General features: G+C 68.9%; 15 protein-coding genes. 6 read left to right on the top strand and 9 right to left on the bottom strand.

What is annotated here, in order from left to right; translation table 11 throughout:
• Positions 1–94: 94 nt before the first annotated feature.
• The 5 genes from ABZ717_RS18820 to ABZ717_RS18800 form a co-directional block, all read right to left on the bottom strand.
• The gene (locus ABZ717_RS18820; RefSeq protein ID WP_358512062.1) at positions 95–997 is read right to left on the bottom strand and encodes a sugar ABC transporter permease; all 903 of its coding nucleotides are present in this window, start codon (positions 995–997) and stop codon (positions 95–97) included.
• A complete protein-coding gene (locus ABZ717_RS18815; RefSeq protein ID WP_358512059.1) occupies positions 994–2,610 on the bottom strand; it encodes an ABC transporter permease subunit in 1,617 nt (538 codons plus the stop codon). Before ABZ717_RS18815 ends, ABZ717_RS18820 begins: the two co-directional genes overlap by 4 nt.
• A gap of 2 nt (positions 2,611–2,612) precedes the next feature.
• A complete protein-coding gene (locus tag ABZ717_RS18810) occupies positions 2,613–3,863 on the bottom strand; it encodes an extracellular solute-binding protein (protein WP_358512056.1) in 1,251 nt (416 codons plus the stop codon).
• Between the two features lie 216 nt (positions 3,864–4,079).
• Positions 4,080–5,312 carry a maltose ABC transporter substrate-binding protein gene (locus ABZ717_RS18805; RefSeq protein ID WP_358512054.1) on the bottom strand — a complete coding sequence of 411 codons (1,233 nt, stop codon included), beginning with the start codon at positions 5,310–5,312 and terminating at the stop codon, positions 4,080–4,082.
• 142 nt (positions 5,313–5,454) lie between these two features.
• On the bottom strand, positions 5,455–7,056 hold the full coding sequence (locus ABZ717_RS18800) for a glycoside hydrolase family 13 protein (protein ID WP_358512051.1): 1,602 nt from the start codon (positions 7,054–7,056) through the stop codon (positions 5,455–5,457).
• A 96-nt stretch (positions 7,057–7,152) separates the two neighbouring features.
• On the opposite strand from ABZ717_RS18800, the gene ABZ717_RS18795 reads away from it, so the two are divergent.
• Positions 7,153–8,220 carry a LacI family DNA-binding transcriptional regulator gene (locus tag ABZ717_RS18795; protein ID WP_358512048.1) on the top strand — a complete coding sequence of 356 codons (1,068 nt, stop codon included), beginning with the start codon at positions 7,153–7,155 and terminating at the stop codon, positions 8,218–8,220.
• A 110-nt stretch (positions 8,221–8,330) separates the two neighbouring features.
• On the opposite strand, the gene ABZ717_RS18790 is transcribed toward ABZ717_RS18795, so the two are convergent.
• On the bottom strand, positions 8,331–8,876 hold the full coding sequence (locus ABZ717_RS18790) for a hypothetical protein (RefSeq protein WP_358512045.1): 546 nt from the start codon (positions 8,874–8,876) through the stop codon (positions 8,331–8,333).
• Positions 8,877–9,133: 257 nt separating this feature from the next.
• Here ABZ717_RS18790 and hemW point away from each other — a divergent pair, with 257 nt between their 5' ends.
• Positions 9,134–10,366, top strand: coding sequence for a radical SAM family heme chaperone HemW (hemW, locus tag ABZ717_RS18785; protein WP_358512042.1), 1,233 nt, complete (start codon positions 9,134–9,136; stop codon positions 10,364–10,366).
• A 75-nt stretch (positions 10,367–10,441) separates the two neighbouring features.
• Here hemW and ABZ717_RS18780 read toward each other — a convergent pair whose 3' ends face one another.
• Positions 10,442–11,083: a DUF4870 domain-containing protein gene (locus tag ABZ717_RS18780; RefSeq protein ID WP_358512039.1), complete on the bottom strand. Its 642-nt coding sequence runs from the start codon at positions 11,081–11,083 to the stop codon at positions 10,442–10,444.
• Between the two features lie 33 nt (positions 11,084–11,116).
• Positions 11,117–11,446: a DUF4870 domain-containing protein gene (locus ABZ717_RS18775; RefSeq protein ID WP_358512036.1), complete on the bottom strand. Its 330-nt coding sequence runs from the start codon at positions 11,444–11,446 to the stop codon at positions 11,117–11,119.
• On the opposite strand from ABZ717_RS18775, the gene ABZ717_RS18770 reads away from it, so the two are divergent.
• Positions 11,435–11,941, top strand: a complete 507-nt coding sequence (locus tag ABZ717_RS18770) for a hypothetical protein (RefSeq protein WP_358512033.1) — start codon at positions 11,435–11,437, stop codon at positions 11,939–11,941. The genes ABZ717_RS18775 and ABZ717_RS18770 overlap by 12 nt on opposite strands.
• Positions 11,942–11,981: 40 nt before the next feature.
• Here ABZ717_RS18770 and ABZ717_RS18765 read toward each other — a convergent pair whose 3' ends face one another.
• Complete coding sequence (locus ABZ717_RS18765) at positions 11,982–12,821, bottom strand: DUF3097 domain-containing protein (RefSeq protein ID WP_358512030.1); 840 nt, start codon at positions 12,819–12,821, stop codon at positions 11,982–11,984.
• Between the two features lie 177 nt (positions 12,822–12,998).
• Here ABZ717_RS18765 and hrcA point away from each other — a divergent pair, with 177 nt between their 5' ends.
• Genes hrcA through ABZ717_RS18750 form a run of 3 tightly spaced genes read left to right on the top strand, consistent with a single transcriptional unit; the run spans position 12,999 to position 15,902 of the window.
• Positions 12,999–14,012 carry a heat-inducible transcriptional repressor HrcA gene (gene hrcA, locus ABZ717_RS18760; RefSeq protein WP_067605768.1) on the top strand — a complete coding sequence of 338 codons (1,014 nt, stop codon included), beginning with the start codon at positions 12,999–13,001 and terminating at the stop codon, positions 14,010–14,012.
• A gap of 4 nt (positions 14,013–14,016) precedes the next feature.
• Entirely contained in the window at positions 14,017–15,168 is a 1,152-nt protein-coding gene (gene dnaJ / locus ABZ717_RS18755) for a molecular chaperone DnaJ (RefSeq protein WP_358512026.1), read from the top strand.
• On the top strand, positions 15,165–15,902 hold the full coding sequence (locus ABZ717_RS18750; protein ID WP_358512023.1) for a 16S rRNA (uracil(1498)-N(3))-methyltransferase: 738 nt from the start codon (positions 15,165–15,167) through the stop codon (positions 15,900–15,902). The genes dnaJ and ABZ717_RS18750 overlap by 4 nt, the downstream gene beginning before the upstream one ends.
• Positions 15,903–15,946 lie beyond the last annotated feature (44 nt).

The following is a 15,946-nucleotide window of genomic DNA, read 5'->3' as shown; positions in this document are numbered from 1 at the left end:
TGGTCCGTCCGGCTTCGGCCGGCGGGCGACGACGAAGGGCGGTGGGGGAGTCCCCACCGCCCTTCGTCGATGAACGAGGTGTCGTTCGTGACCGCTAGCCCTTGACCGCTCCCGAGGTCAGGCCCTCGCTGATGTAGCGCTGGAGGAACCAGAACACCGCCAGGGTGGGCAGGGACAGCATGATGGCGCCCACCGCGAACATGCCGAAGTTGGCGTTGCGCTGGGAGTCCACCAGTTGGTACAGCCCCAGGCCCAGGGTCTGGGAGTCGGTGTCCCGCAGGAACACGCTGGCCAACAGGAACTCGTTGATGGTGTTGATGAACACCAGCAGCGCCACGATCGCCAGCACCGGGGTGACCAACGGCAACATGATCCGGAAGAACACCTGGGCGTGCGTGGCCCCGTCCATCTGGGCGGACTCGTCCAGCTCCTTGGGCACGGTGTCGAAGAAACCCTTCATCAACCACGTGTTGATGCTGAGCGCACCGCCCAGGTACACCAGCATCAGGCCCCAACGGGTGTCGAAGCCGATCGCCGGGTAGAGCTCGCCGATGTTGGAGAACATCAGGTAGATCGCCACGATCGCCAGGAACTGCGGGAACATCTGGATGACCAGAAGCCCGATCAGCCCCACCCGACGGCCCTTGAACCGCATCCGGCTGAAGGCGTAGGCCGCCAGCGCCGACAGCAGCACGGTGACCGCCGCGTTGGTGAGCGCGAAGAACAGTGAGTTCGCGTACCAGGTGGTGAACGGGGTGTTGCGGAACAGCTCCATGGCATTGGACAGGCTGGCGCCCGTCGGCCACAACTGGGAACTGCTCAGGGTACCGAGCGGGTTGATCGCGGCCGATACCACGAACAACACGGGGAAGATCGCGAACGCCGCGATCACCCACATGACGGCGTGACGCCAACCCAGCCGACCGGCCCACAGGGTGAACCGGGCGCTCGGACTGCGCCGGTAGACGGGCCTGGCGGCGACTTCGGAGACGCTCATCGCTCCACCTCCTGCAGGGCCTTGGTCCGACTCAGGGTGACCACGGACATCACCGAGACGATCAGGAAGATCATCACCGACAACGCCGCCGCGTAGCCGTACTGCGCGGTGGCCTCACTGAAGGCCAGCCTGTACGTGTAGGTGATGAGCAGGTCGGTGGCGCCACCCGCGGTGGTGCCCTCCGAACCGAACGGCCCACCCCTGGTGATCAGCCACACCGCGTTGAAGTTGTTGAAGTTGAACGCGAACGTGGAGATGAGGATCGGGGTCATCGCGACCATCAGCAGCGGCAGGGTGACGTGTCTGAAGGCCTGCCAGGGCCCCGCCCCGTCCAGCTGCGCCGCCTGGCCCAGTTCCCGGGGGATGGCCTGCAACGCTCCGGTGGCGACCAGGAACATGTACGGGTAGCCCAGCCACACGTTGGCCAGGATCACCGCGAACCGTGCCGCCCACACGTCGCCCAACCAGTCCACCTGCAACCCGAGCATGCGGTTGAACAGGCCGAAGTCGGCGTTGAACATGTCCCGCCACAGCAGGTACATGGCCAGCGAACTCATGGCGTAGGGCAACACGACCAGGATTCGGTAGACCACCTTGCCGCGCATCTTGGGCACGTGCAGGGTCAGGGCCACCGCCAGGCCGACCACGAACACCAGGAAGGTGACCGTGACGGCGAACACGATGTTCCACACCAGGGTGCCGAAGAAGGAGGAAGCGAAGGTCGGGTTGAACAGGAACCGGAGGAAGTTGTCCAGTCCCACCCCGACCTGCCACCCCTGGGGAAGGCGCTGACCGTCCTCGTCGTAGAACGCGCCGCGCTCGTCGTCCGCGTGGTAGACGACGCCGGTCTCGGTGTCCTCGATGCAGTCGCAGGACTCGTCGTAGACGCGAACGGCGTTGCCCTCGAAGGCACTGGACAGGCCGCTGGAACGGATGCCCGCGCCCTCGTCGGTGGGGACGGCGAACTCCTGCATCTCGTCGCTGCGCGAGTTCACCTGGGCGGGCGTCAGGACGGTGTAGCCGATGGTGTCGGTGATCTTGCCCGAGTCGTCTACCTGGGCGCCGACCAGGTCGCTCAGCCCCTCCTCGGTGCCGGCGTAGGTTCCACCCTCGCCGTCGCTGAGGAGGAAGACCAGTTCACCGGTCTCGGGGTCGCCGTTGGCGGCCACGGTGAGGACGAACTCACGGGAGTCGGCGTCGCGGGTCACCGAGAACGCCTCGATGGACGCGATCGCCTGGTCCTTGGAACCCCGGTGACCATCGCTCATGTTGGTGAGCGAGGTGCTCATCGTGTAGAGCACCGGGAAGATCTGGAAGGCCATCAGGAAGAGCACACCCGGCACGAGGTACTTGGCCGGGACGGTGCGCTTGGAGAAGTAGACCCAGTAGACGAGGGCCACCACGGCCACGACCAGACCGATTCCCCACCACACACCCGCGAGGTACAGGGGCAGGACCGCCCATACGCCGAGGGCGGTGAAGAGACCCAATAGGAGGATCTTCATGATCTGGCCGCCGAGGGAGCCGCCCGCCAGTGGGCCTCTCGGGCTTTTGCGGCCCGCGGGCGCCCCCTTGGAGGAGGCGCCCGCGTCGCCGGAACGGTCTGCCGCCACGGTTACCGGCCGATCCGCTCGGCGACGGCTTCGTGGGCGGTCTCCAGGGCCTCACGGGGGTCCGCGCCACTGATGATCTGGGCCTGGGCCACACCCAGGGGCTCCCAGGTCTCACCCATCTCGGGGATGTTCGGCATCGGCATGCCGTTCTCACCGGTCTCGGCCATCAGCGCGATGTTCGGGTCCTCTTCGGAGACGGCCTCCAGGGCCTCGCTCTGCACCGGGGTGCGCGGGTCGGCGTCGTAGAGCGTCTGGATGAAGTCGGAGTCGGTGACGTAGTTGACCACGAACTCCTCGGCCAGCGCGCTGTTGGCGCTGCCCTCGGTCACGAAGAAGCCCTGGTAGCCGATGTAGGGGCTGGCGGGGTCGAGCCCGTCGAAACCGGGGATGGCGCTGATCTCGTAGTCGATGTCGGAGGTGTTGGCGTCACTGACGTTCCAAGGGCCGGCGACGAAGAACGGGGCTTCGCCGTCGAAGAACAGGGAGGCCTCGTTCTCCAGGTCGATGGAGCGGCGCAGCACCCCTTCGCCCTCCTCGCCGTACTCGGCGATCTTCTCCATGGCCTCGATCGTCTCGTCGGAGCCGATGCCGAGGTCCTCGGGGTCCCAGTCGCCGTTGTCGTCCTGCCCGAACAGGTAGCCGCCGGCCGAGGTCATCAGGGCGTTCATGCGGAAGGGGTCGCCCTCCTGGCCGACCGCCATCGCCAGGACCTCGCTGGTCTCACCGTCGTCCTTGAGGTCGGTGCCGACCTCGACGAGCTCCTCGAAGGTCTCCGGGGCGTCCGGAGCCAACTCGGTGTTGCGCATGAGGAAGATGTTCTCCTGCGCGTAGGGAACGCCCAGGAGCTGACCCTCCAGGGTCATGGCCTCCACGGCGGTCTCGTCCAGCGCCTCGGCGCGGTCGGTGGGCAGCTCGATCGGCTGGACGGTGCCGTTGCGCAGCAGGTTGCCGGTCCAGTCGTGGGCGCCGATGAAGACGTCGGGGGCGTTGCCCGCCTGGTGGGCGTTGACGATGTCGCCCTGGATGTCGTCGAAGGAGACGTTCTGGACGTCGACCTCGATGCCGTTGGCCTCGGCGAATTCGGCGGCGGCGCTCTGGATGGCGTCGGCGCGCTCGGGGTCGGACCAGATGACGAGGGTGCCCTCTGCGGAGCCCTCCTCACCGCCGCCGGTGTCGCCGTCGCTGCCACACGCGGTCGCCATCAAGGCGATCGCGGCGATGCCTGCGACCGCTGACGCGCTTCGAGATCTCATGGTGTCTTCCTTCCAAGAGGACTGACGGAGGGCATGCATGCGGTTCTGGAGGTTGCGGGTCCGTTGCGGGCATGCTTGATGATGTGACGTTAGCAATAACTTGCAGGACATGAAAGTCCTTGCAAACTCTGGGGATAAAGATGTGGATACACCCTGGAAACAGTCGGGTGATGGTCACTGGGAGTGCATGAACCGGTGCTCGTTCGAGGGCCCGGGTCAGGGGCTGAAGCTCTCCAGGATCAGTTGTTCGGCCTCGGTCAGCGCATCCGCCGGGTCGGCTCCACCGATGATGTCCGCGGTCGCCTGGGAGAACGGGTTCCACACGGCCTCCATCTCCGGGATCGCGGGCATGGGGATGCCGCCCTCCCCGGCCCGTTGGAACGCCTCCATGTGGGGGTCCTGGCCGGCCACCATCTCCATCGCCGCGTCCAGCGCGGGCACACGGGGGTCGGACTCGTACAGGATCACCGACAGCTCGGGGTCGGCGAGGAAGGCCTCGGCCAACTCCTGGGCCAACGTCGGCTCGGCCGCGCCGGAGGCCACGAAGAACGTCTGCACACCGATCAGGGAGCGCGCCTCGGCGCCGTCGGCGAACCCGGGGATCGGGCTCACCTCGAACGGGATCCCGTTCGTCTCGATGGTGGAGACGCTCCAGGGGCCGCTGACCAGGAAGGGGGCCGCGCCCGTGGCGAACAGGTCGGTGGCGTTGTCGGCGGTGGTGTCGCGATCGAGCAACCCCGAACCGTCCTCGCCGAGTTCGGCCAACTTCTCGAAGGCCGCGATCGACTCGGGCGCCGCCACCCCCAACTCGGTGGGGTCCGGGTCGCCCGATTCGTCCTCGCCGAACAGGTAGCCACCGGCCGAGGTGAAGAACGGGTGGATGTGGTAGGCGTCGCCCTCCTCGCCGACCTGCAGACTCAACGCCTGATCGACCGACCCCGCGTCCACGAGGTCCTTCCCGATCCGGGCCATGTCCTCGATCGACTCCGGTGCCTCCGGGACCAGGTCCGTGTTGCGGAACAGCCCCAGGTTCTCGGTGGCGTACGGAACCCCGTACACCTCGCCGTCGTAACCGACCGCCTCCAAGGCGCCCGGTGAGAACAGGTCGGACCGGGAGGGGTCCAGCCCCACCGGAACGATCGACTCCGCCGCGGCCAGTTCACCCGTCCAGTCATGGGGGCCGACCAGGAGGTCCGGGCCCAGGCCGGTGGCGTGCGAACTCAGGAAGCTGGCGCGCAGCTCCTCGTGGTCGATCACGATCACCTCCACCTCCTGGTTGACGTCACGGGAGAAGGCCTCCGCGAAGGTCCGCATGGCCTGCGCACGGTCCTCGTCGGCCCAGATGGTCAAGGGGATCGACGAGTAGTCGTCGACCTCCTCCGCGCCCGAACACGCGACCAGGGTCAACGCCAGCGTGCCCGCGCACAGTGAGAGAGGAAGTTTCCTCATGATGCACTCCAAAGGAAGAGCCGGCGGGGACCGTGGACACACGGAAGGGGTGGCCCCGCATCAGGGGATCTGGGGGTGAAGCAGGGGTGAAACAGGGGGTGACGCCGGGCGGTCCGGGACGAGGGCCGCCCGGCGTCGGTGGTCAGACGCTCAGCCAGGCCGAGCTCTCGGCGGGCAGCGTCAAGGTGCCCTCGGACACCTCGACACCCGGGCCACTGGCGACCAGGACCTCACCGGAGGCGGACAGCTCCACCGGCGCCTCGGTCATGTTCACGGCCACCCGAACACCGGGCTCGCGCTCGAAGCAAAGGACACCCTCGGGCGACTCCAGCCAGTTCATGGAGCCGTCGCCCAGGGCGTCCAGCTCCCGACGCAGCCGCAGCGCGGTCTTGTACAGCTCCAGGGTGGAGCCCTCCACGCCGCTCTGGTCGGCCCGGGTCGACCCGGCCCAACGCTCGGGCATGGGCAGCCACGGGATGGAACCCTCGGGACCGAACCCGAACGGCGCCTCCTCGCCCTCCCAGGGCAGCGGCACACGGCACCCGTCACGGCCGCGCTCGGTACGACCCGAACGCTCCCAGTTGGGGTCCTGCAACGCTTCCTCGGGCAGGTCGGTGACCTCCGAAAGGCCCAGCTCCTCGCCCTGGTAGATGTACGCGGAACCGGGCAGGCCGAGCATGAGCAGCGTCGCCGCGCGCGCACGACGCAGGCCCTGCTCGCCGTCGCCGAAGCGGGTCACGTGCCGGACGACGTCGTGGTTGGACAGCACCCAGGTGGTGGTGGCGCCCACGGCCCCGTTGGCCTTCAGGGAACCGTCGATCACCTCGCGCAGCCGGGCCGCGTCCCAGGGGGCGGTCAGGTACTCGAAGTTGAACGCCTGGTGCAGCTCGTCCGGACGCAGGTAGCGCGCGATCCGGTTCGAGTCCTCGACCCAGGCCTCCGCCACCAGGGCGCGGTCGCCCTCGTAGGTGGACGCGATCCGCGACCAACGACGGTAGATCTCGTGCACGCCGTCCTGGTCGAAGTACGGCAGCGAGGTGCTGCCGTCGAGCATGTCGGCCTTGGCGTCGGGGTCGATGTCGGGCAGGGCCGGGTCCTTGACCATGCCGTGCGCGACGTCGATCCGGAAGCCGTCCACCCCACGGTCCAACCAGAAGCGCAGGACGTCGTCGAACTCGTCGTGCACCTCCTGGTGGGTCCAGTCGAAGTCGGGCTGACCGGGGTCGAACAGGTGCAGGTACCACTGTTCGGGGGTGCCGTCGGGGCGGGTGAGGCGGGTCCAGGCCGGACCACCGAAGATCGACTTCCAGTTGTTCGGCGGCTCCTCGCCGTCGGCGCCCTTGCCGTCCCGGAAGATGTAGCGCGCGCGAGCCGGGTCGCCCGGCTCGGCGGCCACGGCCTCGCGGAACCACGCGTGCTCCGAGGAGGAGTGGTTGGGGACGACGTCGATGATCAGACGGATGCCCTGTTCGTGGGCGTCCTTGAGCAGGGCGTCGAAGTCGTCGAGGGTACCGAATCGTGGGTCGACGTCACGATAGTCGGCGACGTCGTATCCGCCGTCGGCGAGCGGTGAGACGTAGAACGGGGTCAACCAGATCGCGTCGACGCCCAACTCCGCCAGGTGGGGGAGACGCTCGCGGATCCCCGCCAGGTCACCCTCTCCGTCCCCGTTGGAGTCGGCGAAGCTGCGCACATAGATCTGGTAAATGGCTGCTTCACGCCACCAGTGCGCCTCGTGCTGCATCAGCGGGGTCCTTCCGTAAGAGTGGCTGCAAGTTCTTGCGCAAGATTACCGTCAACTTTCTGCCATGTGACGCCGATCTCGACTAGAGTTGTCGTTATGGGTCCACGACTTGCCGACATCGCGCGGCACGCAGGCGTCAGCGAGGCGACCGTCTCGCGGGTGCTGAACGACAAGCCCGGCGTCGGCGGCGACACCCGAAAAGCCGTCCTGACCGCCCTCGACGTCCTTGGATACGAGCGTCCGGCGCGGCTGCGACAACGCTCCGCCGGGTTGGTCGGCATGGTGATCCCCGAGCTCGACAACCCGGTCTTCCCGATGTTCGCCCAGGCCGCGGAGGGAGCCCTCGCCCAGCGTGGCTACACCCCGGTGTTGTGCACCCAGACCCCCGGCGGAATATCCGAGGACGAATACGTCGAGCTGCTCCTGGAGCGCAACGTCTCCGGCATCCTCTTCGTCTCGGGCAAGCACGCCGACACCTCCGCCTCGCACGAGCGCTACCACGCCCTGGTCGCCAGACGGTTGCCGATCGTGCTGGTCAACGGCTACTCCGACGCCATCCCCGCGGCGTTCATCTCCGCCGACGACCGTGAGGCCGGCCGTCTGGCCGTCAACCACCTGGTCGCCCTCGGCCACACCCGCATCGGCTTCACCAGCGGACCCGAGCGCTACGTCCCGGTCCACCGCAAGCTGGAGGGCTTCCACCAGGCGCTGACCGAACACGGCCTGGACGCCGACGACCTCGTCGAACTCTCCCTGTTCGGGGTCGAGGGTGGGCACGCCGCCGCGAACCGCCTCATCGAACGCGGTGTCACCGCCATGGTCTGCGGATCCGACATCATGGCGCTGGGCGCCATCCGCGCCGCCCGCCAGCGCGGTCTGCGCGTCCCCCAGGACTTCTCCGTGGTCGGCTACGACGACTCCCAGCTCATCGCCTTCACCGACCCGCCCCTGACCACCGTCCGGCAGCCGATCAACGCCATGGCGATGGCCGCCGTGCGAGCCCTGTGCGACGAGATCGCCGGACACCCCGTCTCCCACGCCGAGTACGTCTTCGACCCCGAACTGGTCGTGCGCGGCTCCACCACCGCGGTACCGGCCGCCCCCTCCCACACCGTCGCGGCGCCCTCCCGACACCAACCCAGGGTCGCCGCCCAGGGCCACTGACCGGCCGGGCGCCCGAACACGAAGAGACACGAACACGAAAAGGGGGGTGCGTGCCGCGCGCACGCACCCCCGTTTCCCGTCCCGCACCCACCGCGGGACGGGAGCTCGGGTCACCGCAGGGCGGGGAACCCGCGGACCAGGGCGGTGGAACCCCACCAGCGACCCAGCCCGAGGGTTTCGGCCGACCGCACGCACGCCAGGCCCACCAGCACCAGGGCGTAGACGATGTGGTCGTCCATGAACGGGTTGGTCTCCAAGGGCAGCACCGCCGCCCACATCAGGATCATCATCAACGCGCCCGTGGCGGCGGCGATCCTCTCACCGATGCCCAGGACCAGGGCGGCTCCGATGCCCAGCAGCCCCGCCATGAACAGCGGGTCCGCCCAGAAAGTCCCGGCGATCGAGCCGAACGCTCCGGCGAAGGGACCATCGACCGCGTTGGTGAGGAACCCTTCGGTGGGGCTCGCCCCGTTGATCCAGGCGGCTTCGGCGGGGGTGGCGAACCCCAGCCCCAGCAGTTTGTCGAAGAAGGCCCACAGGAACACCCAGCCGATCGAGATCCGGGTGACGGCGAAGACGTAACGGGCCGCGCGGGACCCGATGAGGGATCGCCCCTCCATCGGCGCGCTCCGGGGGGTGGTCGTGTGGTCGGACATCGTGTGTCCTCTCGCCGAACTGTTGTGTCACCTCCAAGACAACCCCTTGTACGAGCGCCTTTCGAGGCCCGGTGGTAATGGCCGCCAAGGACGAAGGTCCCACCTCGGCGGGCGTTCCGGGAAAGCCCCGGATCACCGCCCCCGCGCACGTCCGCGACCGGTCGGTATGTGTCCGAGCTCTCGATGTCGCGAGCTCTCCGCCACAGCCGGGCCGCGACCGTGCCCGCCCACCCCGCCCCGTCGGCGACACTGGGAACATGCCTTCCGTAGCCCTCGACGGCGAACCGGTGCCCCGCACCGGGGAGCTTCCCGCGCACTCCCTCGCCGAACTCGGCGACCGGCCCCTCGGGTTCTACGTCCACGTGCCCTTCTGCGTCACCCGATGTGGCTACTGCGACTTCAACACCTACACCGCCGAGGAACTCGTCTCCCGGGACGGCACCGCCACCTCCTCCCGCGAGACCTACGCCGAACAGGCCATCGCCGAGATCGACCTCGCCGACAAGGTCCTGACCGGCGAGCGCCCCCCGGTGAGCACCGTGTTCATCGGAGGCGGCACGCCCACCCTGCTGCCCGCCGAGGACCTGGGGAGCGTGCTGGCCGCCATCAGGGACCGCTTCGGTCTCACCCCCGACGTCGAGGTCACCACCGAGGCCAACCCGGAGACGGTCACCCTCGACTACCTGCGCCGCCTACGCGAGGCCGGCTTCAGCCGGGTCTCCTTCGGTATGCAGAGCGCCCGCCCGCACGTCCTGCGCGTCCTGGAGCGAGGCCACACGCCCGGACGGCCCGAACAGTGCGTGGCCTGGGCACGTGAGGCCGGGTTCGAGCACGTCAACCTCGACCTGATCTATGGCACCCCGAGTGAGAGCGACGACGACTGGGCGAGGTCCTTGGAGGCCGCGATCGGCGCGGGCCCCGATCACGTCTCCGCCTACTCGCTCATCGTCGAGGAGGGCACCCGGCTGGCCGCCCGGGTGCGCCGCGGCGAACTCACCGAACCCGACGACGACACCATGGCCGACCGCTACCTCATGGCCGACCAGGCCCTGGCCGCCGCCGGATACACCCCCTACGAGGTTTCCAACTGGGCACGCGCGCCCGAGGGCCGCAGCGCGCACAACTCGCTGTACTGGACCGGTGGGCACTGGTGGGGCGTGGGCCCCGGCGCGCACAGCCACGTCGGTGGAACCCGCTGGTGGAACGTCAAGCACCCGGCCGCCTACGCCGCGCGCCTGGCCGCCCGGGAGACGCCGGCACAGGCCAGGGAGATCCTCACCGAGGACGAACGCCGCTTCGAACGCGTCCTGCTCGAACTACGGATGGAACAGGGCTGCCCCCTGGAGCTGCTCGACGCCTCCGGTCTGACCACCGCCGAACGCCTGGTGGGGGAGGGGCTGCTGGAACCCGGAGCCCACGCCCGCGGATACGCCGCCCTGACCCGCCGAGGCCGTCTGCTCGCCGACGCGGTCGTGCGCGACCTCACCTGAGTCGCGCCGGCGAACGCGCGACCCGGACACGACGAAGGGGCCCGGCCGAAGCCGAGCCCCGGTCGTGGCCGGAGACTACTTCACCCAGCTGACGTTGAACGGGTAGCGGTACCACTCGCCCTTGTTGGCCGCGATGCCGCCGAGGATGCCGAAGACGACCGCGCACACCCACACGGCCAGCTGCAGGATGGCCCCGATGAAGATGATGTACAGCACCGCCGAGATCAGGTAGCCGATCAACAGGATGAACTGGAAGTTCAGCGCCTGAGCGGCCTGGTCGCGAACGAACGGGGACTCGTCCTTCTTGATCAGGAAGAAGATCAGCGGGCCGAGGAAGCTGAGCAGGATGCCGCTCAGGTGACTGAGCAGACCCATGGTGCGCTCGTCCTGGTTGGGCTGACCGGTGGTCGCCGAGGACCCCTGCATGCCGGGGTGCGGGGCGTAGCCGCCGTACTGGCCCTGCTGCGCGTAACCACCCTGGTCGTAGCCGGGAGGCGGCGGGTAACCGCCCTGGCCGTAGCCGGGCTGCTGCGGGTGGCCACCCTGGTCATATCCGGGCTGCTGCGGGCCGCTCTGACCATAGCCGGGCTGACCGGGCGGCGGGGGCGGGTATCCTCCGCCCTGGTCGGGCGCGGGATAGCCGCCCGAGGGCTGACCGGGTTGGCCGCCCTGCTGGGAGTACGGATCCTCCGGAGATGGGCCGTTGGGGTAGGACATGGCTCGGTTTCCTTGTCGGTGCGAGAGCTGTATCTACTTGAGAAGTCGGATGCTGAACGGGTAGCGGTACCACGCCCCCTTGTTCGCGCCTGAGGCCCCTAGGACGCCGAAGACGATGGAAAGGATCCATACGAGGGCGATGAGAAGGGAACCGATCCACGCCAGGTTCCCGAAGAAGATACCCAGACCAACGTACAGAACCCCCGCGAACACGTAAGGGATCAGCATCGTGATCTGGAAGTTCGCGGCCTCGGCGGCGTGGTGCCGCACGAACGGCGACGTGTTGCGCTTGGCGAAGTAGATGGCCAGCGGCGGGATCCAGCCGAGGAAGGCGATCATGAAGCCGGTCAGGTGCGCCGACATCGCGACCAGGATGCCATCGTCGCCGCTCGACCGCTGGGGCTGCCGCGCGTACCCCTGCTGAACGTAGGGCTGCTGCCCGGGAACCTGCTGGGGCTGCGGGGGCTGCTGGGCGAACCCCTGCTGTGGCGCCTGCGGCTGCTGCGCGTACTGCTGCCCGTGGTCGGCGGGTCGCGCGGATGCGGGCGGGGCGAAACCCGGCTGTCCCTGCTGGGGTGGCCGCTGCGCGTACTGCTGCGGCATCTGGGCCTGCTGCTGCGGCTGCTGAGGCGGATACTGCTGACCGGGACCGGGACCGGGACCGGGCCGGGCGCCCGGGGGCTGCTGCGGATGCGGCCCGGGCGTCCGCCCGTACCCCGGCCCGCCCTGCTGTGGGGGCGCCTGCGGCGCCTGTGGCGGCAGCGGAGGCCGTTGCTGCCCCTGCGGCTCGTCCGGGGACGGGGGATTCGACGGAGTCTCGCTCATGGTCTTCCTTGGATCCGCTGTCGGGGATGCTGATCGGACGTGCCCGAATGGTGGGGCCGGTGGTCCCGCAAGCCTAGTCTTCCAGGGGATGGGGGCCCGTGACGAAGTCGATGAGCTCCTCGACACGTCCCAACAGGGAGGGTTCGAGGTCACCATAGCCGCGCACCGACCCCAGGATGCGGCGCCATGCCTCACCCGTCTCCATCCGCCACCCCAGGGCGTCCACGACCCCCTCCTTCCACGGGAGTCCACGCGGCACCCGCGGCCAGGCCCCGATCCCGACCGCGCCCGGCCGGACCGCCTGCCACACGTCCACATACGGGTGCCCGACCACCAGCACGTCCTCGCCGCGCACCCGCTCGGCGATACGACTCTCCTTGGACCCGGGCACCAGGTGGTCCACCAGCACACCCAACCGGCGCCCCGGCCCGGGGGCGAACTCCGCCACCACCGCGGGCAGGTCGTCCACACCCTCCAAGAACTCCACGGCCACGCCCTCCACCCGCAGGTCGTGACCCCACACCTTCTCCACGAGCTCGGCGTCGTGCGCGCCCTCGACGTAGATACGGCTCTCCCGCGCGGTACGCGCCCGCGCGCCGGTCACCGCGATCGATCCCGAGGCGCTGCGCAGCGGGCCCTTCGGCTTCGCGGTGGGGCGCACCAGCGTCACCGGTCTCCCGTCCACCAGGAACGCGGCGGGTGCCAACTCGAACACCCGGCGACCACCGTCACGGTCCTCCAGGGTCACCGTGGCCTTGTCCCAGGCCACCACCGCCCCACAGAACGTCTCGTCGGCGTCCTCGACCACCAGGTCGTGGTCGAGTGGGTTCTCGGGCACCGTGCCCTTCTTGGGGAGTCGCCGGTCTCCGGCCAGAACGTCGCGGCCGTAACGGCCGGTTCCATTGGTAACCACGGTGCCGCAGTGTACTGGTGACAGGCTCAGGAACCGCGTGGTCGGGTGGCGCACGTCGCCGATCCGTCGGGAAGAAGACGGCCTCGCTCCCGTGTTACTACCGGCGGGTACCCACACGCGTTTGCGGTCGGGCATAGAATTAGCACTGAGGACCACGGAGTGCCAGGAGGTGGCGAGTTGCTGGATGAGCGCAAGCTCGCGGTCCTGCGTGCCGTCGTCGAGGATTTCGTCAACACCAACGAGCCCGTCGGTTCCAGGTCGTTGGCCGACCGACACCCGCTCGGTGTCTCCCCGGCGACCATCCGCAACGACATGGTCGCGCTGGAGGAGGACGGGTACATAGCCCAGCCGCACACCAGCGCGGGGCGAGTGCCCACGGACAAGGGATACCGCCTGTTCGTGGACCGGCTCTCCTCGGTCAAGCCGCTCTCGGCCGCCGAACGCCGCGCCATCGAGTCCTTCCTCGGCGGTGCCGTGGACCTCGACGAGATCGTCGCCCGCACGGTGCGGTTGCTCGCGCAGCTCACCCGTCAGGTCGCGATCGTCCAATACCCGTCGCTGACCCGTTCGTCGGTGCAGCACGTGGAACTCGTACCCCTGGGCGGCCAACGCATCATGATGGTCGTCATCACCAACACCGGACGGGTCGAACAGCGCGTCATCGACGGTCTGGGCGTCGTCGACGAGAAGGTGGTCGACGATCTGCGCAACATGCTCAACCGCGCCATATCCGGGAAGCACCTCGGTGACGTACCGGACGCGGTGGACGACCTCCCCGCGCAGGTTGCCCCGGAGGACCGGCCCGTGGCGGTCGCCGTCCTCTCGGTCCTGCTGGAGAGCCTCGTCGAACGACACGAGGAGAAGATCGTACTGGCGGGAACCGCCAACCTCGCCGCGGTCGACTTCGCGGCGAGTCTGCGGGACGTGCTCGAAGCACTGGAAGAGAACATGGTCCTCATCCGTTTGCTGGGTGAGGCGAAGGACCCCTCGATGCTCACGGTGCGCATCGGCGCCGAGAACTTCCACGAGGGCCTTCGATCCACCTCCATCGTTTCGGCCGACTACGGTGTGGGAAACCAGTCGCTGGCCAAGATCGGTGTGGTGGGACCCACCCGGATGGACTACCCGGGGACGATGGGCGCCGTCCGTGCGGTGGCTCGGTATGTCGGACAGATTTTGGCAGGACAGTAACTCAGTGGCCAGAGACTATTACCAGGTTCTCGGGGTGCGTCGCGACGCGTCCAAGGACGAGATCAAGAAGGCGTACAGGCGGCTCGCGCGCGAGCTGCATCCGGACGTCAACCCCGACCCGGCGACCCAGGATCGCTTCAAAGAGGTGACCCAGGCCTACGAGGTCCTCTCCGACGAGAACAAGCGTCGGATGTTCGACATGGGTCACGACCCCTTCGCCCCGGGTGGCGGAGGCGGTGGCGGCGCCGGCGGCTTCGGTGGCGCGGGCGGCTTCGCCTTCGACGACATAATGAACGCCTTCTTCGGCGGCGGCCAGCCCGGTGGGCGGGGCCCGCGCGAGCGGGTCCGGCGCGGACGCAGCATCAAGATCCGCATCGAGCTGGACCTGGTCGAGACCGCGTTCGGCGTCAGCAAGGAGATCACCTTCCCCACCGCCATCCTGTGCGACACCTGCCAGGGTGAGGGGACGGCGGCCGGTTCACAGCGAACCACCTGCGACATGTGCCATGGCCAGGGTGAGGTATCCCAGGTCACGCGCTCCTTCCTGGGCCAGGTCATGACCTCGCGCCCTTGCCCGCAGTGCTCGGGCCAGGGCTCGGTCATCACCAACCCCTGCGGTGACTGCGCCGGTGAGGGGCGGGTCCGCGAGAAGGTCACCCGCACCGTCAAGATCCCCGCCGGTGTCGACGACGGCACCCGCATCCAGCTCGCGGGAGAGGGCGAGGTCGGCCCCAACGGCGGACCGCGCGGCGACATCATCCTGGAGATCGTCCAGAAGTCGCACCCGACCTTCGAGCGTCACGGTGACGACCTGCACTGCACCATCGCCGTGCCGATGACCGCGGCCGCGCTGGGCGCCTCCTTCGCCTTCGACACCCTCGACGGCACAGAGAACATCGACCTGCGCCCGGGTACCAACTCCGGACACGTCATCACCCTTCCCGGCAAGGGCGTCAGCCACCTCGACGGTGGTGGACGGGGCGACCTGCGCATCCGGGTGGACGTGGAGACGCCGAGCAAGCTCGACGAGGAGCAGGAGGTCCTGCTGCGCAAGTTCGCCGAACTGCGCGGGGAGGACCAGAACCCGGGCCGGTTCAGCCCTGGCCACGGCGGGTTCTTCTCCAAGATCCGTGACGCCTTCGGCGCCGGCAAGTGACCCCACCGGTATTCCTGGTCGACACCGCGGCCCTGGCCGCCGACCGGATCCGGCTCGACGGGCCCGAGGGGCGGCACGCCGCCGCGGTCCGACGCGTCCGTGAGGGCGAGACCGTTGATCTCTCCGACGGTCTCGGCTCGCGGGCGCGGTGCGAGGTGGTGGAGGTCCTCGGCAAGGAAGCCCTCCTGTGCCGGGTTCTCGAACGCCTCGACGAACCCGAGCCGCGTCCCCGTCTGACCGTGCTCCAGGCCCTGCCCAAACGGGACCGGGGGGAGCTCGCGGTGGAGACGATGACCGAGGTCGGGGTCGACACCATCGTTCCCTGGGCCGCGGAACGGTGCGTCACCCAGTGGAAGGGCGACCGGGGCGCCAAAGCCCTCGCCAAGTGGCGGGCCGTGGCCCGGGAGGCCGGCAAACAGGCCCGCAGGGCGCGCCTGCCCGAGGTCACCGAACCCGTCGACCGCAAGGGCGCGGCGGCGCTGCTGGCCGAGGCCGACCTGTCGGTGGTCCTGCACGAGGACGCGACCGAACGGTTGTCCCGACTGCCGCTGCCGGACTCCGTCACCGAGGTCGTACTTGTGGTGGGGCCCGAGGGCGGAGTGTCCGAAGCGGAGCTCGCCGCGTTCGACGAGGCGGGTGCCGTCCGGGCGCTGCTGGGCGATTCGGTCCTGCGCACCTCCACCGCGGGGGTGGCGGCCCTGTCACTGCTCCAGGCCCGAACCGGGCGCTGGTAGAACGAAACGAGGAGGACCCGCGCCGTAGGCGCGGGTCCTCCTCG

Origin of the sequence: Nocardiopsis sp. NPDC006832 (assembly GCF_040635885.1) — a bacterium.
Lineage (GTDB): Bacteria > Actinomycetota > Actinomycetes > Streptosporangiales > Streptosporangiaceae > Nocardiopsis.
The sequence above is the reverse complement of the archived record's forward strand: the minus strand, read 5'-3'. Positions and strand labels throughout refer to the sequence as shown.

Excerpts from the sequence above, each read along its gene's own strand:
- ABZ717_RS18805 (WP_358512054.1), bottom strand. The coding sequence starts at position 5,312 with ATGAGGAAACTTCCTCTCTCACTGTGCGCGGGCACGCTGGCGTTGACC.
- ABZ717_RS18810 (WP_358512056.1), bottom strand. The coding sequence starts at position 3,863 with ATGAGATCTCGAAGCGCGTCAGCGGTCGCAGGCATCGCCGCGATCGCC.
- ABZ717_RS18800 (WP_358512051.1), bottom strand. The coding sequence starts at position 7,056 with ATGCAGCACGAGGCGCACTGGTGGCGTGAAGCAGCCATTTACCAGATC.
- ABZ717_RS18775 (WP_358512036.1), bottom strand. The coding sequence starts at position 11,446 with ATGTCGGCGCACCTGACCGGCTTCATGATCGCCTTCCTCGGCTGGATC.
- ABZ717_RS18780 (WP_358512039.1), bottom strand. The coding sequence starts at position 11,083 with ATGTCCTACCCCAACGGCCCATCTCCGGAGGATCCGTACTCCCAGCAG.
- ABZ717_RS18795 (WP_358512048.1), top strand. The coding sequence starts at position 7,153 with ATGGGTCCACGACTTGCCGACATCGCGCGGCACGCAGGCGTCAGCGAG.
- ABZ717_RS18820 (WP_358512062.1), bottom strand. The coding sequence starts at position 997 with ATGAGCGTCTCCGAAGTCGCCGCCAGGCCCGTCTACCGGCGCAGTCCG.
- hemW (WP_358512042.1), top strand. The coding sequence starts at position 9,134 with ATGCCTTCCGTAGCCCTCGACGGCGAACCGGTGCCCCGCACCGGGGAG.
- ABZ717_RS18790 (WP_358512045.1), bottom strand. The coding sequence starts at position 8,876 with ATGTCCGACCACACGACCACCCCCCGGAGCGCGCCGATGGAGGGGCGA.